At 66.8% G+C, this 20,835-nt stretch carries 19 protein-coding genes; 6 read left to right on the forward strand and 13 right to left on the reverse strand.

What is annotated here, in order from left to right; all coding sequences use genetic code 11:
- Window positions 1–109 precede the first annotated feature (109 nt).
- From ACYVKL_RS02505 to ACYVKL_RS02520, 4 genes are all read right to left on the reverse strand, one after another.
- Window positions 110–1,348: a thiolase family protein gene (locus ACYVKL_RS02505; protein WP_379173529.1), complete on the reverse strand. Its 1,239-nt coding sequence runs from the start codon at window positions 1,346–1,348 to the stop codon at window positions 110–112.
- Window positions 1,349–1,480: 132 nt separating this feature from the next.
- Entirely contained in the window at window positions 1,481–2,146 is a 666-nt protein-coding gene (locus ACYVKL_RS02510) for an isochorismatase family protein (RefSeq protein ID WP_379173531.1), read from the reverse strand.
- 62 nt (window positions 2,147–2,208) lie between these two features.
- Entirely contained in the window at window positions 2,209–3,033 is an 825-nt protein-coding gene (locus tag ACYVKL_RS02515) for an alpha/beta fold hydrolase (RefSeq protein WP_379173533.1), read from the reverse strand.
- Window positions 3,034–3,878: 845 nt separating this feature from the next.
- Complete coding sequence (locus ACYVKL_RS02520) at window positions 3,879–4,358, reverse strand: three-helix bundle dimerization domain-containing protein (RefSeq protein WP_379173535.1); 480 nt, start codon at window positions 4,356–4,358, stop codon at window positions 3,879–3,881.
- Here ACYVKL_RS02520 and ACYVKL_RS02525 point away from each other — a divergent pair.
- Together ACYVKL_RS02525 and ACYVKL_RS02530 are read left to right on the forward strand one after the other, a co-directional pair.
- On the forward strand, window positions 4,345–5,235 hold the full coding sequence (locus tag ACYVKL_RS02525) for an alpha/beta fold hydrolase (protein WP_379173537.1): 891 nt from the start codon (window positions 4,345–4,347) through the stop codon (window positions 5,233–5,235). The genes ACYVKL_RS02520 and ACYVKL_RS02525 overlap by 14 nt on opposite strands.
- Window positions 5,236–5,499: 264 nt before the next feature.
- Window positions 5,500–6,222: a hypothetical protein gene (locus tag ACYVKL_RS02530; RefSeq protein WP_379173539.1), complete on the forward strand. Its 723-nt coding sequence runs from the start codon at window positions 5,500–5,502 to the stop codon at window positions 6,220–6,222.
- A gap of 3 nt (window positions 6,223–6,225) precedes the next feature.
- Here the strand turns inward: ACYVKL_RS02530 and ACYVKL_RS02535 are convergent, their stop codons facing one another.
- Window positions 6,226–7,239 (reverse strand): LysR family transcriptional regulator, encoded by a 1,014-nt coding sequence (locus ACYVKL_RS02535; protein WP_379173541.1) that lies wholly within the window; start codon window positions 7,237–7,239, stop codon window positions 6,226–6,228.
- Window positions 7,240–7,451: 212 nt separating this feature from the next.
- Here ACYVKL_RS02535 and ACYVKL_RS02540 point away from each other — a divergent pair, with 212 nt between their 5' ends.
- Both ACYVKL_RS02540 and ACYVKL_RS02545 read left to right on the forward strand, forming a co-directional pair.
- Window positions 7,452–8,231: an alpha/beta hydrolase gene (locus ACYVKL_RS02540; RefSeq protein WP_379173543.1), complete on the forward strand. Its 780-nt coding sequence runs from the start codon at window positions 7,452–7,454 to the stop codon at window positions 8,229–8,231.
- Between the two features lie 28 nt (window positions 8,232–8,259).
- Window positions 8,260–9,045, forward strand: a complete 786-nt coding sequence (locus ACYVKL_RS02545; RefSeq protein WP_379173546.1) for an SDR family oxidoreductase — start codon at window positions 8,260–8,262, stop codon at window positions 9,043–9,045.
- Window positions 9,046–9,326: 281 nt separating this feature from the next.
- Here ACYVKL_RS02545 and ACYVKL_RS02550 read toward each other — a convergent pair whose 3' ends face one another.
- The 5 genes from ACYVKL_RS02550 to ACYVKL_RS02570 form a co-directional block, all read right to left on the reverse strand.
- Window positions 9,327–10,043, reverse strand: coding sequence for an alpha/beta hydrolase (locus ACYVKL_RS02550; RefSeq protein WP_379173548.1), 717 nt, complete (start codon window positions 10,041–10,043; stop codon window positions 9,327–9,329).
- Window positions 10,040–10,561, reverse strand: coding sequence for a pyridoxamine 5'-phosphate oxidase family protein (locus ACYVKL_RS02555; protein WP_379173550.1), 522 nt, complete (start codon window positions 10,559–10,561; stop codon window positions 10,040–10,042). Before ACYVKL_RS02555 ends, ACYVKL_RS02550 begins: the two co-directional genes overlap by 4 nt.
- 86 nt (window positions 10,562–10,647) lie before the next feature.
- Window positions 10,648–11,646 carry an RNA polymerase subunit sigma-70 gene (locus ACYVKL_RS02560; RefSeq protein WP_379173553.1) on the reverse strand — a complete coding sequence of 333 codons (999 nt, stop codon included), beginning with the start codon at window positions 11,644–11,646 and terminating at the stop codon, window positions 10,648–10,650.
- A 139-nt stretch (window positions 11,647–11,785) separates the two neighbouring features.
- A complete protein-coding gene (locus tag ACYVKL_RS02565) occupies window positions 11,786–12,232 on the reverse strand; it encodes a response regulator transcription factor (protein WP_379173555.1) in 447 nt (148 codons plus the stop codon).
- Window positions 12,233–12,349: 117 nt separating this feature from the next.
- A complete protein-coding gene (locus tag ACYVKL_RS02570; protein WP_460770928.1) occupies window positions 12,350–13,003 on the reverse strand; it encodes a hypothetical protein in 654 nt (217 codons plus the stop codon).
- 281 nt (window positions 13,004–13,284) lie between these two features.
- Between ACYVKL_RS02570 and ACYVKL_RS02575 the strand changes: the two genes are divergently transcribed.
- Window positions 13,285–14,478 carry a thiolase family protein gene (locus tag ACYVKL_RS02575; protein WP_379173558.1) on the forward strand — a complete coding sequence of 398 codons (1,194 nt, stop codon included), beginning with the start codon at window positions 13,285–13,287 and terminating at the stop codon, window positions 14,476–14,478.
- 198 nt (window positions 14,479–14,676) lie between these two features.
- Here the strand turns inward: ACYVKL_RS02575 and ACYVKL_RS02580 are convergent, their stop codons facing one another.
- Window positions 14,677–15,756 (reverse strand): Gfo/Idh/MocA family protein, encoded by a 1,080-nt coding sequence (locus tag ACYVKL_RS02580; protein WP_379173560.1) that lies wholly within the window; start codon window positions 15,754–15,756, stop codon window positions 14,677–14,679.
- A 103-nt stretch (window positions 15,757–15,859) separates the two neighbouring features.
- Here ACYVKL_RS02580 and ACYVKL_RS02585 point away from each other — a divergent pair, with 103 nt between their 5' ends.
- A complete protein-coding gene (locus ACYVKL_RS02585; RefSeq protein WP_379173562.1) occupies window positions 15,860–16,459 on the forward strand; it encodes a TetR/AcrR family transcriptional regulator in 600 nt (199 codons plus the stop codon).
- A 13-nt stretch (window positions 16,460–16,472) separates the two neighbouring features.
- Here ACYVKL_RS02585 and ACYVKL_RS02590 read toward each other — a convergent pair whose 3' ends face one another.
- Both ACYVKL_RS02590 and ACYVKL_RS02595 read right to left on the reverse strand, forming a co-directional pair.
- Window positions 16,473–19,229 carry an ATP-binding protein gene (locus ACYVKL_RS02590; RefSeq protein WP_379173564.1) on the reverse strand — a complete coding sequence of 919 codons (2,757 nt, stop codon included), beginning with the start codon at window positions 19,227–19,229 and terminating at the stop codon, window positions 16,473–16,475.
- A 129-nt stretch (window positions 19,230–19,358) separates the two neighbouring features.
- Window positions 19,359–20,726 (reverse strand): dihydrolipoyl dehydrogenase family protein, encoded by a 1,368-nt coding sequence (locus tag ACYVKL_RS02595; RefSeq protein WP_379173566.1) that lies wholly within the window; start codon window positions 20,724–20,726, stop codon window positions 19,359–19,361.
- Window positions 20,727–20,835 lie beyond the last annotated feature (109 nt).

A 20,835-nucleotide genomic window follows, 5' to 3' on the forward strand; every position in this document is an offset into this window, starting at 1 on the left:
TTCGCCCCGCCCGTATCTGCGGGCGGGGCGGACGCGTCTCCGAAGGCAGGCGTCGATTCGTCTGCTGACCTCCGGGGAACTCCGTACGTCGTTCCTTCGGTGAGATTTCTCAGGCGGCGGAGGGGTTTTCGAGGACGATCGCGACGCCTTGACCGGATCCGATGCAGACTCCGATCGCGCCGTAGCGCGCATTGCGTTCCCGCAGTTCGGTGGCCAAGGTCAGGACGTAGCGGGCGCCGGTGGCGCCGAACGGATGACCGATCGCCACGGCGCCGCCGTTCGGTGTCAGCTTCTCGTCGGGGATGACGAAACCGTCGAGCTGGTTGGGCAATTCACGGAGCACGCCCAAGGCTTGGGCGCTGAATGCCTCGTGTACTTCCCAGACGTCGATCTGCTCGGGTGTCAGGCCCGCGCGTTGGATCGCCAGTGGCAGCGCCCATGCCGGAGCCAGACCCATGTAGAGCGGATCGATTCCGTACACCGCCGAGGACACCACCCGCGCCAGCGGTTCCACTCCGAGTTCGGCCGCTCGTTCGCCCGACGCCAGCACCAGTGCGCTGGCCCCGTCCGTCAGGGGTGTCGAGTTCCCCGCGGTCATTTGCGTCGTCCCCGGCTGCGGGGGCAGCGCCGCCAGCCTTTCGGCGGTGGTGTCGTCGCGGATGAATTCGTCGTGCTCGAACAGGCGGGCGGGAGTCTTCCTCGTCGCGGCGATCTCCACCGGCATGATCTCCTTGGCCAGCCGCCCGGAATCCCTGGCCGCCTTGGCATTTCGCTGCGTCCGGAGCGCGAACGCGTCGATTTCCTCCCGGGTCAGCCCGTAGCGGTCGGCGACGTTCTGTGCTGTCTCGATCATCCCGATGTAAGCATTGCGCGCCAGCAGCGCCGGATTGGCCGGACCGCCCGCGCCCGCCCACATGGTGTCGAGCAGGATGACCGGGCCGCGGGGCCCGAACGGCGAGTCGCTCTTCATGTACGCCCAGCCCGAGCGCGACATCGACTCGACGCCGCAGGCGATTCCGACGCCCAGGTCCCCCGCTTTGATCGCATGCGCGACATTGATGGTTGCACTCAGCGACGACCCGCAGAACCGGTTGATCGTCGCCCCGGCCACCGTGTCGGGGAATCCCGCCGCCAGCGCCGCCCACCGCGCGACGTCACCCATCCCTTCGTGGGCCGGATTGACGCAGCCCGCGACAATGTCCTCGATCTGATCCAGACCCACGCCGACGCGCTCGCACGCGCCCTTCATGGTCATCCCCAGCAGGTCGTCGGCTCGCAGGTGCGACAGCGAACCACCGTATCGGGCGAAGGGGGTCCGAACACCACCGAGCACAAACGCTTCCGCCATCACGATCTCCTTCGACAGTGTCTTCGGGGTCCGAACGAGCGAGCCGTCGTCGCCGCTTCCGATCTTGCCTCGATTCCGAGGATATCCGCCACAGCAGCGCCGGCCGACGATCCGAACCAGGTGGGCAGTGAACTATCCGACCACGCGATGCAGTGGATTCTCGCTGTTGGTTCCGATAACCCGTTTGCGTCGGAAGTAGTCGTTGATGATCACTCGATACAGGTCCGAGTCGGAGCGTGCCCAGTTGCGCATCAGCTCGCAGCCGAGGGCCAGCGAGGTGATCGGCTGGGCACCCGCCTGCACCATGCGAGTGATCGCCACGTCGTGCGTCACTACCGATACGCCACCGACAGCGTCGACGACGGGGTAGACCTCATAGCCTTCGCGCAGCATGTCGAGTGTCGGAAACGCCAGGCACACTTCGGTCCACAGTCCGGCCATGATGATCTTTCGCCGGCCGGTGCCCTCGACTGCTGCCCGGAAGTCGGCGTCCTCCCAGGCGTTTACCCCGGTACGGTCGATCTCGGTGATACCGGGGAGTTCGTCGAGTAGCGCAGGGTTGGTCGGCTCGTTGACGCCCATGTCCACCGCGACGGTCGTGACGATTGTCGGGATGGCGTAGGCGTGTGCGAGCTTGGCGAGGGTTACCGCGCCGAGGTCGATCTCCTCGGCCGTCGTTGATCCGACCGTGGCGTACTGGCCCGGTTGGAAGTCGATGAGGACGATCGCGCAGTTCTGCGGTGTGAGCAGGTGATCGATTTCCGGGTCACGGATGGGCTCGGGGCGTGTTTTCGGCATTGGTCCTCGTCGATGGGTTCGGAAGGTCTGTACCGCCTCAGGATTCGAGGCGTAGGCGCTGTTCAGGATCGAATGAACGCGAGCAGGTCGGCGTTGATGGTTGCGGCCTCCGTGGTCGGCATGCCGTGCGGGAAGCCCGGATAGGTTTTCAGCGTGCTGTTGGGCAGCAGTTCGGCCGAGCGGATGCCGGTGTTTTCGATGGGGACCACCTGGTCGTCTTCCCCGTGCATGACAAGGGTGGGGATGGTGATCTTCGCGAGGTCGTCGGTGAAGTCGGTCTGGGAGAAGGCGACAACGCCGTCGTAGTGCGCCTTGGCGCCACCGGCCATACCCTGCCGCCACCAGTTGGCGATCACTCCTTCGGAGGGGTTCGCTCCGGGCCGGTTGTAGCCATAGAACGGTCCTTCGGCGAACGAGCGGAAGAAGTCCGACCGGCGGGTGGCGACCTGCTCCTGAATGCCGTCGAAGACCGACTTGTCCAATCCACCCGGATTGTCCGCGGTCCTCACCATGATCGGCGGCACCGCACTGATCAGAACAGCCTTGGCCGCCCGATCCTGTCCGTGCCGGGTCAGGTAGCGCACGACCTCCCCGCCACCGGTGGAATGGCCGACATGAACCGCGTCCGACAAATCGAGATGGTTGACGACGGCAGCCAGGTCATCGGCGTAGTGGTCCATATCGTGCCCCTCGGCGACCTGAGCGGAACGGCCATGGCCACGCCGGTCGTGAGCAACCACTCGAAAACCGTGGGACACGAAGAACATCAGCTGCGCGTCCCAGTCGTCCGAGGACAAGGGCCAGCCGTGACTGAAGACGATGGGCTGCCCGCTGCCCCAGTCCTTGTAGTAGATGTCGACGCCGTCCGGTGTGGTGACGATAGGCATGTGGGACTCCTCGTGATCGAGTACTCGATGCAGCCCAACGTCCTGTTGAGACAACTGGAACTGGTTGGGCGACAACGCTTCGGAATGATCGGCGCCGAATCAGTGTGCGTGGTGCCAGGAGAGTCGCGCCCCGCTGTGCGCGCCACGAATACCTCATTTTCGGCCACGAACTCGAGCCGAGCATGACGGTGACCGCAGTTCCTGGAATTGCTCTCGGCGGCAGACAGGAGCGCTGCTCGGCGGCATGGCCGCGGCTCACTGGCACGGCAATCATGTTCCGTACCAGGCCGATTGGGGATGCCACCGGTAGAGGGGGTTCCGGCGGCATCAGCGACGACGACTACTTGCTCAAATCGGCGTGGCCAAGGGCAGCTGTGGGCGAGCACCCCTGAGCTGCCCCATGGCAATGCTAAATCGATGTGCGATCCGGTGCATGTGGTGCGCTGCCGACCGGCGGCGAGGCCACAGGTTGGACGTGGGTCAGACAGGTGAGCCCGTCACCCCGACACGCAAGGCGGGAAAGCGCTTGTGAAGCCGAGCGATCTCGTGGCGCACATCAGCTAGCTCCGCGTCGTGCCGCGACGTGGAACCCTCGTTGAGAAGGGCTTCGCGGTGGCGTAGGAGCGTCTGCGCATGCTGCGTGAGCTCACGTACGAAGGCGCGGGCCTGGGCAAGTTCGGGGTCCTCGGACATTGTTCTCGTATCGACGGGGGTTGCACACATCGGCGGGAGCGGCACCCGGGGGCAGCCATTGAACCATGGACCGTCAATCCAGAGTTTGCCAACCGTTCAGATTTAGATCAGCGACTACGACACGCCGGATCGATGGCGCCGCAGTGGTGGTTTCAGCGGATAGCCGACACGAGCTGTCGTGCGGCGACCCGCTCGACCAGCAACGGCACATACTCCCGCACCGGCCGACCATCGAACCCATGGTGGACCTCATGCACGATCGTGGCGATGGTCCATACGCCCGATGCGCCTGCGCTGAGCACCCGCGAATGAGGACATGTCATCAAGCATTCTGGAGTCACACCTCCAGAATGAGGCTTGTGCGCATCGCCGCACGTAGATTGGTACGGTGGCGCCCATGGGACGGCCGAGGCAGTTCGACGAATCGAACCTGCTCGACGTTGCGATCGAGCAGTTCTGGTCCCTCCATTCCCCCATCGGCCGCCTACACCAGATCGCCGAGGTCTCCGTGGCCACTTTGCCCATGACCTGGACCGGCCACGTTGACGCAAATCCTCGAAAGACCCATACGCGCTGACCGATTGGCCAGTGTGCCGATTCGAGCCCAAGGAGGTCGACATGTCCGACGACATCCCGGAAGTTCCGTCCTGGGTGCCCCGAGACTCATACCCCTTCGAGCACCGCTATCTCGACCTGGTCGGGGCTCGCGTCCATTACGTCGACGAAGGCGTCGGGCCGCCCCTGCTACTGCTGCACGGCAACCCCACCTGGTCGTTTCTCTACCGCGAGTTGATCACCCATCTCCGCGGCCAATTTCGCTGCATCGCTGTGGACTACCCCGGATTCGGCCTCTCACGTCCGGGCCCCGGGTACGGCTTCACGCCGGCCGAGCATGCGGCGGTCGTCGAGCGATTCGTCATCGAACTGGACCTGTCGGGCGTCACGCTCATGGTGCAGGATTGGGGCGGACCGATCGGGTTCGCGGTCGCGACGCGGCATCCGGATCGGTTCTCCGCATTCGTGATCGGCAATACCTGGGCTTGGCCGAAGTCGGATCCGGGAACACAGGTGTTCTCGCGGACGCTGGGCGGTCCGATCGGCCGCTACCTGATACTGCGGCGAAACTTCTTCGTCGAGAGGCTCATTCCGCTCGGAGTCCGGCGCCGCAAGCTGTCGACGCCGGTGATGGACGCCTACCGTGGGCCGTTCCCGACGCCCGAGTCGAGGCATCCGATGCACGTGTTCCCTCGCGAAATCCTGGGCAGCCGACCGTTTCTCGCCGAGATCGAGCAGGGGCTGCCTGCCCTGGGCGACAGGCCTGCCTTGCTGGTGTGGCCGACGAAGGATGTGGCATTCCGCGACGCCGAACGTCGCCGCTGGGAGCGCACCTTTCCCAACCATCGCACCGTCATCCTGGAGGGTGCGGGCCACTACATCCAGGAGGACGCGCCCGAGCAGATCATCGCCGCGATCCGGGAATGGGTGGCGCGACGCGTCGACGAGGATTGAACGAACTCATTCCGAACTCCTCGTTTCGGTCGCGAACGGGTTTCGCAAACCGTTGGCTGACACAGACCCTGAATCCAGGCCTGCCATGAATTCATGCTGGTAGCGCCGCCACACGCTCGCCCCTGCGTGGTCACTGGCCCACTCCCTGGCCGGCCGCCCAGTACCAGGGCCAGGGTTGAACACGGGCGCGAAGCACGCCCCCTGTGACGGACCGTGGTTCATACCGCGGGAAGTTCCCGCGGGGCGAGACAAGGAGCGGTGGCCATGGATCTACTCGACGATGTGATCGGCGCGTACGGCGGTGTCGAGCGCTGGCGGCGGATCGACGCCATCACGGTGCATCAGCGTGTCGGTGGGGTGTTGTGGGCGCTCAAGGGCGTCGATGGAATCATCAACGATTCGACCGTCGAGATCCGGCTGCACGAGCAGCGCAGCCGGCTCCGACCGGCGCCGACACCCGAGTTGCGGATGTCGTTCAGCCCCGACCGCGTGGCGATCGAAACCGACGACCCGACCCCCCGGACGGTCGAGGAATTGACCGCGCCTCGCAACTCGTTCGCCGGGCACGTGCTGGAAACCCCGTGGTCGACATTGCAATTGGCTTATTTCTCGGGATACGCGATGTGGACGTACCTGTCCGAGCCCTATTCGCTCACCCTGCCCGGCGTGTACACCGAACAGCTGGGCGACTGGCACGAGCAGGGCGAGACCTGGCGGCGACTGGGTGTGCAGTATCCGGACACCATCGCCACTCACAGCGCGGACCAGGTGCTCTACATCGATGCCGAAGGCCTGATCCGCAGGCGCGACTACGCCGTCGAGATCTCGGCGAATTCGCCTGCCGCCCACTACTCGAGCGACTTTCAGACGGTCGACGGCATCGTCGTACCCACCAGCCGGCTCGTCTACGGCCGCGACGCGACCGGGCACCGCATCGAGGATCCGGTTCTGGTCTCGATCGACCTGGACAACGTCAGGATCAGCTGAGGCTCACTGCCGCGGCCGCGGCGCGGTGGTTGCGGCCGCGGCTTGGGAGGAATCGGTCGGGTCGTCGGGTGGGATCCAGGGCTGCACAGGATGGTGGGGCGGGAGGTGCCAGTTGCGCTGTCGGGCAGTGTGTTCGGCGATTCCGAGGAAGTTCGCGACGGCTGCGTTGTGTGGTTCGTCGCGCCAGGCGATACACCAGGGGTAGTACGGCTGCAGTTCGGCAGGGCGGTGAATCGGTATGCCGGCGGCACCGTATCGTACTGCGTAGCTTTCGAATTCGAGGATATAGCCCGAATCGGTGGCACGCCGCACGGCAGCAACGCAGTGCCCGAAGGTACCGGGGTTACCCAGCCATCGCATCGACATCCCGGCATGGCGTTCGAAGGTCGTGAGGTAGTCTCCGTGCGCGTTGTACAGCCCGGACGCGGGAGCGTCGGCGAAGACCTCCACGGGGCGTTCGAACAGCGATACCGAGGCCTTCGGCGGATCACCCGGGCGGCCGACCAGAAACATCGGCTCGAGACGCAGGCGGTGAAATCGCCAACCGGTCGGATTCCGGGCCGCCATCGCGGCCGTGACCCGCAATATCGCGACGTCGAGCCGGTTGTCCAGCAGGGCGTCCAATTGCCGCAGGCTGTCGAGCGAGCGTTCGACGAGCGGGACGTCGGGGTAGGCCGCGGCGAAGGCGTCCGCGATGATCCGGCTGGTCTGCAGCTCGAAGACGTGGGCGATGCGCACCGTTCCGGACTCCGAGGAGTGATCGCCGATGCGCGTGGCCAGGGCGATCATCTCCCGGGCGTCGGCGAGCACACGGTGCCCGTGGTCGGTCAGCGTCACATGGCGGCTGTCTCGTTCCAGCAATCGACGTCCGAGCTGATCCTCGAGTTTGCGGATCTGCTTCGACAGGGCCGGTTGGCTGATGTAGAGCTTGGCCGCGGCACGCCCGAAGTGCAGCTCGTCGGCGACGGTCACGAAGTACCGCAGTAGGCGCAGGTCCAAGTCCACAATCCGCCTCATTCTCCGCTCGTCCCAACCTCGAATGCATGATCGCCTGCAAGTATGCCGTTTTGGTTATCAATCCGGGCCCGATGCGACTTGGACATCCGCACTGGCGCGGTGTTGGACTCGATGGGGCCTCGAGCGCCGGCCTATGCGCGGCCGATCCGCTGGTACGGCCGATCCGAAGGTTCGCTCAGAGAGGGCTCGAGATGCCGCAGTCTGCTACCCCGGTGGTCTTCATTCATGGCTTGTGGCTGCACGCCACCAGTTGGGGACCTTGGGTCGATCACTTCCGTGCTGCCGGATACGCCCCGATCGCGCCCGGCTGGCCGGGTGAGCCCGATACGGTCGCCGCGGCGCGCGAGCATCCGGAGGCGGTCGCCAACATCGGAATCGACGATGCCACAGCGCATTTCGCCGAGATCATCGACGCTCTGCCCGCCGCGCCGATCATTGTCGGCCATTCCTTCGGTGGCTTGATCACCGAGAAGCTCCTGGGCGAAGGCCGCGGCATCGCCGGAGTGGCGATCGATCCCGCGCAGATCAAGGGAGTGCTGCCGCTGCCCCTGGCACAGCTGCGCGCGGGCCTGCCGGCGCTGGGCAACCCGGCCAACCTGCACAAGGCGGTCTCCCTGACCGGCAAGGAATTCCGGTTCGGATTCGGAAATGCGGTGTCCGAGCAGGAATCCGACGAATTGTTCGAGCGCTGGACCATCCCCTCACCGGCTCGACCGCTGTTCCAAGCCGCCGCCGCCAACTTCGTGCTGCATTCGCAGGCGAAGGTGAACACCGGCAACGCGGATCGGGGTCCGCTGCTGCTCATCTCGGGTCTCGAGGACCACACGGTGCCCGATGTGGTCACACGGTCCACGCTGAAGCAGTACCGCGACTCCACCGCGGTGACCGAGCTGAAGCAATTCGAAGGCCGTGGCCATTCGCTCACCGTGGACAGCGGCTGGAAGGACGTCGCCGACGCCGTGCTCAGCTGGCTGGCCGACCAGGGCCTGTAAGCAACCCACCGGACGAAGGAGCGCCGCCATGGATCTCGGACTCACCGATGTGCTCGCGGTCGTCACCGGCGCGAGCCGGGGTATCGGCCTGGCCATCACCCGGACCCTCGTCGAGGAAGGCGCGATCGTGGTCGCCGGCGCCCGCCACGCCGGCGACGAATTGCGCGCACTCGCCGACGGCGGCCGGGTACATCCGGTCGAGGTCGATCTGTCCACCCAGGCGGGCGCGACCGATTTGGCTGCCGCCGCCGAGAAGCTCGGTGACACAAGAATTCTGGTCAACAACGTCGGCAAGGTCACGCCCCGCCTGACCGGGTTCCTCGATGTCACCGACGACGACTGGCTGGGCACCCTCACACTGGATCTGCTGGCCGCGATTCGCACCACCCGCGCCGTGCTGCCCGCCATGCTCGGCGCGGGCCAGGGCAGCATCGTCATGATCAGTTCGGTCAATTCCACGCTCGCCGACCCGGCGGTGATCGATTACAGCGCCGCGAAAGCCGCCCTCACCAATACCGCGAAGTCGCTGTCGAAACAGCTCGGTCCCAACGGCATCCGGGTCAACACCATCAGCCCCGGACCCGTCGCCACCGACCTGTGGCTGGGCGACACCGGTGTCGCCCACGCGATCGCCCACGCCACCGGCGGGGATGCCGACGCCGTCGCACAGTCCGCCGCTGCGGCATCCGTCACCGGTCGCTTCACTCGCCCCGACGAAATCGCTGACCTCGCAGCCTTTCTCGCCAGCGAGCGTGCCGCGAACATCACGGGCTCAGACTTTGTGATCGACGGCGGCCTGCTGACGACCACCTAGGCTTCCTCGCCTGGAGCTCAGGCCTGGAGTTGGAGCGGATCACACCCGGGCCATGCCGCCGTCGACGAACAACGCGACACCGGTGATGAAACTCGACGCGTCGCTGGAGCGCACTGATCGAGACCGCGATGCGGACGGGTGCCATCCGGCCCGACGTCAGTGCGACCGTTCGCCGCCCGCACTGGAATCACCCTGGCCTCGGGCGAGCCTGAGCAGCGCGAGCAAGCTGAACGGCTACTGGACTCGACGCTGGACGGATTACGTCGTCCGCATCGCTGAACCTACTCCCAAACGACATCCGAGATGTTCGAGCGGGGTGGTGCGCTCGTGGTGGCATGGGCCTCCAGTCGGTCGGCGAGCTGTCGAGGTCGGGTAAGGGCGACCATGTGGCCACCATCGATCTCGTCGGGAACCACGCCGAGGCGTTCGGAGACGACACGGCGCATGAAGGTGGCGGGCAGAAAGCGGTCGTGTCGGCAGAGCAGGACGGTCGTCGAGGTTGTCGGCCATGCGGACAGGGGCCATGGCTCGGTGAACGGGGTGATGGACTGCCGACGGCTGTGCTGACGCGCCTGGGCCGCCATAGCGGGCGGAACATCATGGAAGAACAGGGCATCCTCGTCGTCGGGGCGTCGGCGGTCGTGCTCGTCCTGCTCGCGGCGGGCTTGCTGGTAACCGGTATTGGTCCACCAGTCGGCGGGGGCCTCGCCCGGCCGCGGGATCATCGCGGCCAACAGCACCAACCGTTGGATCGAGACGCGCTGGCAGACCAGCGGTGCGGTGAACCCTCCGAAGGAGTGGGCGACGAGCACGGTGTCGGCGTGATCACCGATGGCTGCGGCCACGGTGTCGGCGTACTCGGGCAGCCCGGCCGCATCGTCGTCGCAGGGCAGGTCGGGAGTGGCCACGCGGTGGCCGCGGGAGCTCAGCTCGCCGGCGAGCAGGTGCCAGTACCAGGAATCGGACCCGGCGCCCGGGATGAACACGTACTCGGTCACGCTTGCCCCCTCCGCGCGAACTCGTCCGCCGTGGAGCCGCCGGGGAATCGGGTCTGGAAGTCCAGGACTCCCACCCAGCTCGGCTGCACCGCGATCCTGGCCATCCGTACTCCGGGGACATCGACGGCCGCGACCTGGGCTGCGGCCTGCTCGGCGCCTCCGTAACGGTGCAGGGCCAGCACGTACTCCGGCACGATCCCGTCCATCTCGGTGACCTGGGCACGGCCACGCAGCAGCAGCGCCTGTGGCTGGGCTGCGGCCCGATCGATCGTGATCGCCGCCTCGGGCCTGGCCCGCAGCGCCGCGATCTTGCCGGCGGGGACGAATGTGGACAGAACCACCTCGTGCCCGGTCCAGTGGAACAGCATCGCAAACACGCGTGGGGTGGCGTCCGCGGCCACATACGCCACGCGTGCCAACTCGGTCGAGGTCAGCAGATTCTGCGCGATATCGCAGTCCAGCAGGCGGACGTCGCCCTGCGGCAGTGCCGCCAGTTCCTCGTGTGTCAGTGTGTGCACACCTGTCTCCTTGCGGTCATCGACCGCGCCGGTCGCGGTCGTGCCCTGTGAGACCGGCGCAGCGCGGAAAAGGAATCGGAGCCGAATCAGGGCAGGGTGGCGGGCAGGCCGAACGCGGCGAACATCTCGGGCCCGAACGCGGTGATCTCGACGATCTTCCCGTCCTCGACCCGCAGGACGTCGAGCACCTGTGCCCGGTAGACGGGCTCACCCGGTCGGCGCAGGTACCCGGCCATGGCCGGCTGCCGGTTCGCCTGGACCGGCACGCCCCGCCACCGCCCCCGGTGCAAGGCCGATCCGGGGCCCATCGCGTTCTCAGCGAAGGCGGCGACGTCGGTCCGGCCGGCGAAAAGGTAGGGCAACGGCGGCATGGAAAGTCGCACATCCTCGCTCAACAGTTCCGCGAAGGCCGCGATATCGGCGCGTTCGTGGGCGGCCATGAAACGCCGCAGCAACTCCCGTTCCTGACCGGTCGGGGCCGTGACCGGGGCCGGGGCCTGCCCGAGGTGGTGTTGCGACAGGTGCGCCCGCAGCACCGGCCGGGCCCGCTGCAACGCGCTCTTCACCGCGGCCACGCTCATCTCCAGCAGCTCACCGGTCTCGGACGCCGACCAGCCGAGCACGTCTCGCAGGATCAGCACCGCACGCTGTCGAGCAGGCAGGCGCTGGATGGCCACCAAGAACGCCAATTCGATGGTCTCCCGGGCGACCAGCACGGTCTCCGGCTCGGCCGCCCGCTCGGCCACCGGCTCCAGCAACCGATCCGGAAACGGCTGCAGCCAACTCACCTCCGCCGGTCCACCGACCTTATCCGGCATCGGGGGCCGCGGCCGACGGTCGAGGAAGTCCAGGCACACGTTCGTCGCGATCCGATACAGCCACGCCCGAAAGGTGGAGCGCCCCTGGAAACTTCCGCGATAGCGCCATGCCCGCAGCAACGTCTCCTGCACCAGATCTTCGGCCTCGTCGAACGAGCCCAGCATCCGATAGCAGTGCACCCGCAACTCCCAGCGATACCGCTGGGACAACTCCGCGAACGCCGCCTCGTCTCCACCGTGCACAGCGGCGGCACCCTCACCCTCCACACCCCGACCGTACTCAAACAGCACCAGCTACGACTGCGAGTCACACCGAGGGTCGCGCTGGGTCTACCTGCCCCGGCGTTTCCGCCGCGGGGTATTGCACGGCCAGCGGCCGAGACGAAGCCGCAACCGGGCTTGGTCTCTAGGCGGCCGAATCGCCTCGAACCGCCGGCGGTGCCGCGAGATCGACTCGGATGCGGTCGAGCAGTCGACCGCTTCTCAGCGGTTTGGGTAGATAGTCGCAGGCACCGGCCGCGTAGGCGTCGTCGATGGCATCGGGATCGCCGTCGAGGGAGGTCACGATGATCGGAATCGGTGACCGCTTCCGCAGCTGCCGGCACACATACGAGCCCGGCCGGTCCGGCAGGGCCAGCTCGAGCAGGACCAAGTCCGGATTCCATCGCTGAGCGAGGGTCAAAGCACGCTGCGCGTTACCGGCCGAAATCACCTCATAGCCGGCGTTGGCCAGCACAAGTACCGCAATCTCCGCGGCCGCCGGGTTGCTCTCGACGACAAGGACCTTGCTGGGCTGACCCGCAGCGATCGGCGGCGACGTGAATTCTATTGCAGAATAGGGTAATTGACTCATGGTGGGTCCTACGCTGACGGGTCCCCGACCGTCGGATCCGCAGCGTTGTGAAGCTGAATGGAAACCGGCGCTCCACTGGAAATGGCAGCGTCGCGATCGACGTTCTTCGACAATATGTCAACCAGCAATCTCTCGGCAATGAATTTGTCGACAGTTTTCATGGCGTTCACATACCCGCGCTTCATGCGCTGACGGCCCCACATTCGGTGATATGTGGACCGTGAGCGCCGAACCGGATCCAGCGCGCAGTCGCCCGTATGAGGGCCTGTCATCGAATTGCTTTGCACGCGTGCAACATAGACGCTGCCGGGATAGCACCGATCGTGGCATACTGCCCCAATCGAATTCACGGCGTTTGACCGTGCGCAGGGGTGCGGGCGACCATGAACCATGGCAGCAAATAATGAGGATCAACAGATCAAATAACTCGCCGGGCGGCTTACCGACAATTTTCCCGGAGTCGGCGCGAGGGTCATCGCCGGAATCGTTGCCGACGTATACCGCGGTTTCGAGGGGCGACCGGTGCGCGACTTCGTACCGCTGCTCGTCGAGCGGATGGCGACACAGAAGCTGGTCTCCACTGTTTGCTGATTCGGGGCTCCGGTGACCGATGCGGACCCAGAGGAGGCGCAGGCCCGAATGTTCCTCGCCGAGCTCGAACGCCATATGGGCTCCCTGGTGCGACGGCGCAGCCAATGGCCCAGCGGGGAACCGAATCAAGCCATCGAAGCCGAACTCGATCAGATTCGACAGCAGATTCGCAATATCCACCGCCGGTTTCCAATCCTGAACCTTCTACCGCCCGACTGATGTGACGAATACTCCGCCAACAGGCGACTTGGAAGCCTGCGATGGGGCCTTACCGACATATACCGACTACTCGGTTCCGCGGCTCCGCCCCGGGCGCCGATGATCCCTTGTCGGTCACCGTCGACAGCACGCCAGGGCATGGACCAGGGCTCGCACCGGGTGCTTCCACAGGTGTTCCACGCCAATGCTGATCACACCGGTGACGGACAGTCACAGGTTCCGAACAGCCTTGGAGGGATCTCATGGACGCAGTCATCATCGACGCGGTTCGAACACCCGTTGGCAAGGGAAAGGCGAACGGCGGGCTCGCCGGCGTCCATCCGGTCGACCTGCACGCGCACGCGCTCGCGGAGTTGTTGCGCCGCACCGGGATCGCGCCGGAGCTGATCGACGATGTGATCGGCGGCGCGGTGGGCCAGGTCGGCGAGCAGAGCCTCAACACGACCCGCTGGGCGGCCCTGTCCGCGGGCCTGCCCGAATCCGTGGCGGCGGTGACGATCGACCGTCAGTGCGGAAGCAGCCAGCAGGCCATCCATTTCGCCGCCCAAGCCGTCCGCAGCGGCGACTACGACCTCGTCATCGCCTCCGGCGTGGAATCGATGAGCACTATCACGATCGGGTCGCAGACCGTCGGCCGCGATCCGTTCGGCATGGGCATCGCGCGGCGATACCCGGAAGGGCTTGTACCCCAAGGTGTCAGCGCGGAACTGATCGCCGCTCGCTGGAGGCTGAGCCGTGAAAGCCTCGACAGCTTCGCAGCCGAGAGTCATCGGCGTGCGGCGGTGGCGTGGAAGGAGGGCCGCTTCGACGATGAAATCACCAGCGGCCAGTTGACCCGCCCCGACGGAACCTCGACGGACCTGCTGATCGACGAGAGCATCCGGCCCACTACCACTGTGGAGGTCCTGGCAGGCTTGCCGCCCGCGTTTCACAGCGACGCCCTGGCCGCACGGTTCCCGCAAATCTGCTGGAACGTGACGGCCGGGAACTCCTCGCCCGTGAACGACGGCGCCGCAGCGGTTCTCATCGCGAGCAGCGACACCGCCCGCCGGCTCGGGCTGTGGCCCCGGGCTCGGCTGCACAGCCTCGCGGTCGTCGGCGACGATCCGCTCTACATGCTGACCGGCATCATCCCGGCCACGGCGAAGGTGCTGGCGCGCGCCGGCCTGCAACTCGCCGATATCGACGCTTTCGAAGTGAACGAGGCGTTCGCCAGCGTCGTGCTGGCCTGGCTGGCCGAGACCGGCGCCGATCCCGCCAAGGTCAACATCAATGGCGGCGCGACCGCGATCGGCCACCCGCTCGGAGCCAGCGGCGCCCGCATCGCCACCACCCTGCTGTCGGTACTGGAACAGACCGGCGGCCGCTACGGCCTGCAAACCATGTGCCAGGCAGGCGGATTGGCCAACGCCATGATCATCGAACGGCTGAACTGACATGCCCATGACCGAACTACTCACCCAGGTGGGGTCGCCGTGAGCCGTTCGGTCGCGGTGCGCGACCGAACGGGCGCATCGGAGTCCGGCCGGGGTCGAGCCGAGGATGGCACCCGCGGGCGTCCCGGCCTTGCGCACGACACCAGTTGACCAGGCCACTGAAGATGGGCTCGGCAACCCTGTCGCGGTGTATGCCGGCTACGAGATGTACCGGACGATTCCATCGGACGCGGACTGTTCGATGGCGGCGAGGAGTCGGTGGTGGCGCAGGGCGGTCTCGAAGCTGGGATGTGATTGTCGGGCTTCGGCGATGGCCCGAGCGACCTCCTGGTAGAGGGCTGCGATGTTGGCCGGTGGGCCGGACTGGATGCCGTCGGGGACCGTGCGGTAGGTGTCGGGCACGGTCAGGGGCTCGTCGCCGATACGGATGTCCCAGTCGCCCCAGTGGATGAATGTCCCGGGCTGGGCCGGGGTGGCGGTCAATGTTGCGTCGCTGCCGACGAACTCGAGGCGGAAGCCGTAGCGGGCGGGGCCGTTGCCGCCGTGCACGGCGACAGAGGCGGTGGCGCCGCCTGCCAGCTTTCCATGCAGGAGCACGTGGCTGGGCGTGGCGTTGGGCACGGTCCGCTGAGTCCCCGCGACGAGCACATGGTCGTGCGTGCGGGGCAGCCGTGCGGAGACTTCGGTCAGTGAGCCCGCGACACGTTCGAGGGCGGCCAGGAAGTGACCGGCCATGATGGTCAGGATGTTGGTTCCCGCCGAAGGGTCCAGGCCGAATTCCAGGTTCGGCCAAATTCGACTACCGCCCCATGGAGCGCCCTCCGCGACCAGTGCGACCGATTCGAGCATGCCGATCCGGCCGTCGGCCAGCAGGTCCGCAGCGAAGCGAGCGCTCGGCGAGTGGTGGCCCTGGAGGACGACCGCGTGAACGACGCCGGCAGCGGCGGCAGCCTCGGTCAGCTCACCCGCTTCGTCGGCGTCGACGCCCAGCGGCCACTCGGACACGACGTGCTTGCCAGCGGTGAGCGCCGCCCTGATCACGGCCGCATGCCCGGAAGCCTTCACCGATACGACGACCAAGTCGACTTCAGGGTGCGCGATGAGTTCGCCCGCGTCGGCGAAGGCGTGCCGTACGCCGTGGGCGGCCGCAACGCGGTCTGCGCTGGCCTGGTTGGTGGTCGCGACCGCGGTCACCTCGAACTCCTCGAGAGCAGTGAGCGCCGGCAGGTGCGAGCTGTCCGCCCACCCGCTCGCTCCGACAACTCCGACTCGGATCATGTGTGCCACTCCTTAGTTCTGTACCTATCGGTAAGAAACTAAGTGGCGCAACGCTCGTCCGCAAGAGGTAATGTACCGATAGGTAAAAAACACAGGAAAGAGCATGGAGGACGGCATGCCTGGCGGACGCCCGCGCTCGTTCGACACAGACACCGCACTCGACCGCGCGCTGGAGGTGTTCTGGCAGAACGGCTATGAGGGTACGACGCTTGCCGACCTGACCGCCGCGATGGGCATCAACAAGCCCAGCCTTTATGCCGCCTTCGGCAATAAGGAGCAACTGTTCGGCAAGGTTTTGGCCCGATACCTCGACGGCCCCGGCGCCTACGCCGCCGACGCACTGAACGCGTCCACCGGCCGCGAGGTCGTCGAGCGGCTGATCCACGGGGCCGTCGACCTGACCGCCGGGCAGGACACGCCCCCTGGTTGCCTGTGCGTCAAGGCCGTTCAAGCCTGCGGACCCGACTCGCACACCGTCCGTCAGGACACCGCCGGGGTACGCAAAGCTGGCGAGGCGGCACTCCGTCGGCGGCTGGAGCAGGCCACCGACCTGCCGTCCCGCCAGGAACCGGCCGATCTGGCCGCACTGGTTCACACCATCTCGGACGGCATCGCCGTCCAGGCCGCAGCCGGGCGCAGCCACGACGAACTGCGGCAGGTCGCCAACTCGGCGCTGCGCGCCCTCTTGGGCGAAGGCCCATAGCTCGATTACGACTTCAGTCGGCCCCAGCGAGGGCATCGGCGAGCTCACGGCGGGAGGCGATCCCGAGTTTCGCGAAGACCTTGTGCAAATGCCATTCGACCGTGCGCGCACTGAGGAACAGCTGTGCACCGATCTCGGGATTGGTCCTGCCGTCACGAGCGAGCCGCGCGATGAGTGCCTCCTGCGCGGTGAGCGGGTTGGCGTGCTCGGTGCCGATTTGGCCGACCCGCTCACCGGTGGCCAGCAACTCACGGCGGGCGCGTTCGGCGAAGGCGCCCATATCCATAGCGGCGAGCATCTCGTGAGCGATTCGCAGCTCGGCCCGGGCGGCTACGCGACGGCCCGCTCGGCGCAGCCATTCCCCGTAGAGCAGGTGTGCGCGAGCGAGTTCGGGTCGCAGACAGGTTCGGCCGAGCCGGTCGACGGCTTCGCGATACAGCACTTCGGCGGCCTCGCCATCACTCGTGAGCGCTCGGGACCGGGCCAGCAGGCCCAGCCCGGTGTCCGTGCTCCCGGGGCGCACGGATTCCTCGAGCCGCAGCAGCGCCTCGTCCGCGAGGCCGGTGTCACCGATGCGGCTGGCGGCCTCGACAACCTCCGGTAACGGCCAGTGCGCCAAGATGTAATGGCCTGTGGGTCCTACGGCCGACCGTGCCACGTCCAGCGCTTGCCGGTACTGGCCGAGACCGTTGTACAGCACCGCCATGACCCATTGCGCCCAGATCAGCGCGCAGCCGTTGCCGGTCGCTGCGGCATCGTCGATCACCGGTCGCGCGAGCCGTTCGGCGGCGACTCGATCACCACGGAAACAGGCGAGCAGGATCGGTGGGAGCGCGGATGCGGAGGCCCCGGTGGCCTGACAGATCGCATCCGATTCGGCCATCATCGCCTTGGTCGCCGCAAAGTCACCCGACCAAGCCGTGACCGTGGCTAGGCTCGATAGCGCGACGGGCATCATGTCGAGAGCCCCTGCCGCCCTGATACTTTCGACGTAGCGCACGAGGATGGCGCGCCACGCGTCGTGATCCCACAGCGCGATGGCCACGGGATGCGCGAACCAACTCCATCGCAGCACCTCATCTGTCGTATTGCCGGCGTGAGCGAAAAGTTCCACTGCCACCCGCATGGCGGGCGCGGCAGCCGCGGGCCCCGCCACGATCATCGACGACAGTGCGTCCAGCACCAGCTCGGGTTTGCCCGGCCGATCCGAGCGAGGCAGCAGATCCCGAACAGCTTTCGCCACCTCGGGCAGACCACCCCCGGACACCGGGTTGCCGGCGAAGAACGAAGCCATCCATGCCGCCAGGTAGATCTCCCGAGCCTGGTCGATATCGAACGGCTGCAGCCGTTTCGCCGCACGGAGCAGCAACGGCGGCGCGTCACTCCCCATCCCCGACGCGAACGCCACCTGGCCGTGCAGCAGATCGGCGGTGGCATGCTGCAACGGATCCAATGGCCCGGCTTCGACATTCGCCAGCAGCCTCAGGGCCGCGTCGTAGTTGCCGGCTTGCAGATTGGCCTGTCCGGCCGACAGCAGGCGGGCGCCCCGCCTGCCCTCATCCTCCGAGAGCAACCCGGCCCGTTCCAGGAATGCGGCAGCCGCGGCGGGTCCGCCGCGGGCCTGCGCGCGAGCGGCCGATCGCTCGAGATCCGCCGCGACGTCCTCATCGGGTGCAGACGCGGCCTGAGCTCGATGCCATGCCCGGCGATCGGGATCCCGCTGGGCATCAGTCGCTTCGGCCAGGGCCACGTGGATGTCGTGTCGATCCGGAACCGACGCGGACCGGTAGACCGCCGACCTCAACAACGGATGCCGAAACCACACCCGCGCACCGAACTCCGCGAGCCCCGCCTCCACCGCGGGGGTTGCGGCGTGGAACGGGATTCCCATGGTGGTGGCGGCTCGCCACACCAGCGCGGCGTCTCCGGACGGATCGGCCGCCGCCAGCCGCAACAACCGCTGCGTTTGCACCGGCATCGCCGTCAGCTGCAGGCCGAAGCCCTCTTCGATCCGACTCGACAGCGCCGATACCGTCGGCAGACCGAATCCGCCGGCCAGCCGATGCGGAGCGGCGCTTCGCACCCATTCCAGCAGTGCGAGTGGATTGCCGCCGGTTTCGGTCACGATCTGGTCCCGCACCCGGACGTCCATCGATCCGGTCAGCGCGGAGTTCAGCAGCTCGCTCGCGAATTCGTACGGCAATGGGCGGACCGGCAACTCCGGGATTCCGACCAGCTCGACGGTGATGTCCCTGGCCCCGAAGATCAACCCGACCGATTCGGCGGCGAGCCTGCGGGCGACGAAACCCAGCGTCTGGGCCGATGCCCGGTCCAGCCACTGGAAGTCGTCGACCACACACAGCACCGGTCGTTCCGCGGACGTCTCCGCGAGCAGTCCGAGCACCGCGAGTCCGATCAGGAACGGCTTCGGTGCGGACCCTTCGCAGAGCCCGAACGCGGCCCTGAGCGCGTCGCGCTGGGGATCAGGCAGCGTCTCCACGCGGTCGAGCATCGGCGCGCAGAGCTGATGCAGGCCCGCGAAGACCAGTTCCATTTCCGACTGCACACCGACGACACGAAACACCTGGCAATCGGTCGCCCGGCTCGTGAGCTGGTCGAGCAATGCCGACTTGCCCACCCCGGGATCACCGCTGAGCACCAATACGCGGCTTTCCCCGGCGCGTACGGCTTCGAGCAGGTCACCGCATGTCTCGAGCTCGGCGGCGCGACCGACCAGGCTCGTCGAGCGACCTAGCTCCGGAGCAACCATCGACCTCGAACCATTCTCCGCCGGAAAGGGATTCGATAGTCGCACGATCTCGCGAACGAAAACAAACGCTCGGTCCCCCGGCCGTCGTCAGCCAGACGGCCTGGCAGCAGGCTCCCGGCGATGCTTCAGCTATCGCCGAGGTTGGCGATTGATCAGGCTCGGAACCCGGGCTTCGATGATTTTGGTACGCAGTTCCTTCAGCCCTGCCACGTACGCCTCGGAGAAGGTCGGGAAGGGCTGCACCACATCACGCAGGACCCGGAGCGGAACTTGTGCCCGGATGGCCAGGGTGGCCTGTTGCAGCCATTCGCCGGCCTCGGGTGCGAGCGCGTAGGCGCCGGTCAGCCGTTCGCCGTCGCTCAGCAGTGTCAGAAACCAGGGAGTCTCGGCGTAGGACCTGGTGAAGGTGGCGGTCTTGGCCACATCGGCGAGCCGGACCGTCGCGCTGAATCTGTCCTGGACCACGCCGACCGACGCTGCCTGCGGATCGGTGTATACGACGTTCGGGATGGCCCGGTAGTCGGCTTCGCGGGGTTCGCCCAGAAGATTGGACGCGACGACCTCGCCCTGGTACTTGCCGACATGGGTCAGCAGGCGCACCCCGTTGACATCGCCGATCGCCCACACGCCGTCCGCGGCGCGCAGACTGCCATCGACGGGGATGCCGGTCGCCTCGGCCGTGATTCCGACTGTCTCCAGCCCGATTCCGTCGACGCGGGGTTTGCGGCCGGTGGCCACGAGCAGCCGATCACCGCGCCGTTCGGTGCCGTCGCCGAGGCTGAGCACGAAGTCCGCCCCGTCGCGACGCACCGCGGTGGCGCGCACACCGAGCACCACCTCGATGCCGTCGCGGTTCAGCACCTCGGCGAGACCCTCACCGAGCGGTGCGGGTTCGCGCGGCAACAGGTGGGTGCTGCCGCCGACCAGCACGACCTCCGAGCCCAGCCTGCGGATCGCCTGCGCCATTTCGACGCCGACGGGCCCGCCACCGAGGACGATCAGCCTTCGTGGAATGGCAGTCAGGCTCGTCGCCTCGCGGTTGGTCCACACGTCCGGCAATCCGGCCAGCCCGGGAAGCGCCGGCAGGATCGGTTCCGAACCGGTCGCGATGACAACGTGATCGGCTGTGTAGCGAGCACCCGCGACCTCGACGACACCGCGTCCGGCAAGCCGCCCCGCGCCGCGGATCAAATCAATGCCCTTGCTCGACAGCCAGCCCGCGGCACTCGTGTCGGAGTAGTCCGACACCATGAAATCTCGCCAGGCCAGCGAAGCCGCCACGTCGATCTCCGCACGCGCCTGGGCTTCCCGCGCCTGCTGAACAGCCTCGCCGGGACGCAACAACGTCTTGGACGGGATGCAGGCCCAGTAGGAGCATTCGCCGCCGACCAGATCGCGTTCGACCACGGCAACCCGCAGTCCGCCGTCGGCCAGTTCGCCCGCACAGTGCTCGCCGGGAGAGCCGCCGCCGAGGACGATCACGTCGTAGTCCTTCACGCTTCCGCTCCCATCTCGTCGTCACGCCGACCCTGCTGCTGGTTGCAGGTCTCGGACCGGTTGGATCGACTCTCCATCGCCGTTGCTCCTCTCGTACGGATTGCTACCT

The organism is Nocardia tengchongensis, from assembly GCF_054781395.1.

Bases quoted from the DNA above. Each gene is read 5' to 3' on its own strand.
- ACYVKL_RS02580 (WP_379173560.1), bottom strand. From the start codon at position 15,756: ATGATCCGAGTCGGAGTTGTCGGAGCGAGCGGGTGGGCGGACAGCTCG.
- ACYVKL_RS02505 (WP_379173529.1), bottom strand. From the start codon at position 1,348: ATGGCGGAAGCGTTTGTGCTCGGTGGTGTTCGGACCCCCTTCGCCCGA.
- ACYVKL_RS02525 (WP_379173537.1), top strand. From the start codon at position 4,345: ATGTCCGACGACATCCCGGAAGTTCCGTCCTGGGTGCCCCGAGACTCA.
- ACYVKL_RS02515 (WP_379173533.1), bottom strand. From the start codon at position 3,033: ATGCCTATCGTCACCACACCGGACGGCGTCGACATCTACTACAAGGAC.
- ACYVKL_RS02545 (WP_379173546.1), top strand. From the start codon at position 8,260: ATGGATCTCGGACTCACCGATGTGCTCGCGGTCGTCACCGGCGCGAGC.
- ACYVKL_RS02510 (WP_379173531.1), bottom strand. From the start codon at position 2,146: ATGCCGAAAACACGCCCCGAGCCCATCCGTGACCCGGAAATCGATCAC.
- ACYVKL_RS02535 (WP_379173541.1), bottom strand. From the start codon at position 7,239: ATGAGGCGGATTGTGGACTTGGACCTGCGCCTACTGCGGTACTTCGTG.
- ACYVKL_RS02590 (WP_379173564.1), bottom strand. From the start codon at position 19,229: ATGGTTGCTCCGGAGCTAGGTCGCTCGACGAGCCTGGTCGGTCGCGCC.
- ACYVKL_RS02565 (WP_379173555.1), bottom strand. From the start codon at position 12,232: ATGAGTCAATTACCCTATTCTGCAATAGAATTCACGTCGCCGCCGATC.
- ACYVKL_RS02575 (WP_379173558.1), top strand. From the start codon at position 13,285: ATGGACGCAGTCATCATCGACGCGGTTCGAACACCCGTTGGCAAGGGA.
- ACYVKL_RS02520 (WP_379173535.1), bottom strand. From the start codon at position 4,358: ATGTCGTCGGACATGTCGACCTCCTTGGGCTCGAATCGGCACACTGGC.
- ACYVKL_RS02585 (WP_379173562.1), top strand. From the start codon at position 15,860: ATGGAGGACGGCATGCCTGGCGGACGCCCGCGCTCGTTCGACACAGAC.
- ACYVKL_RS02530 (WP_379173539.1), top strand. From the start codon at position 5,500: ATGGATCTACTCGACGATGTGATCGGCGCGTACGGCGGTGTCGAGCGC.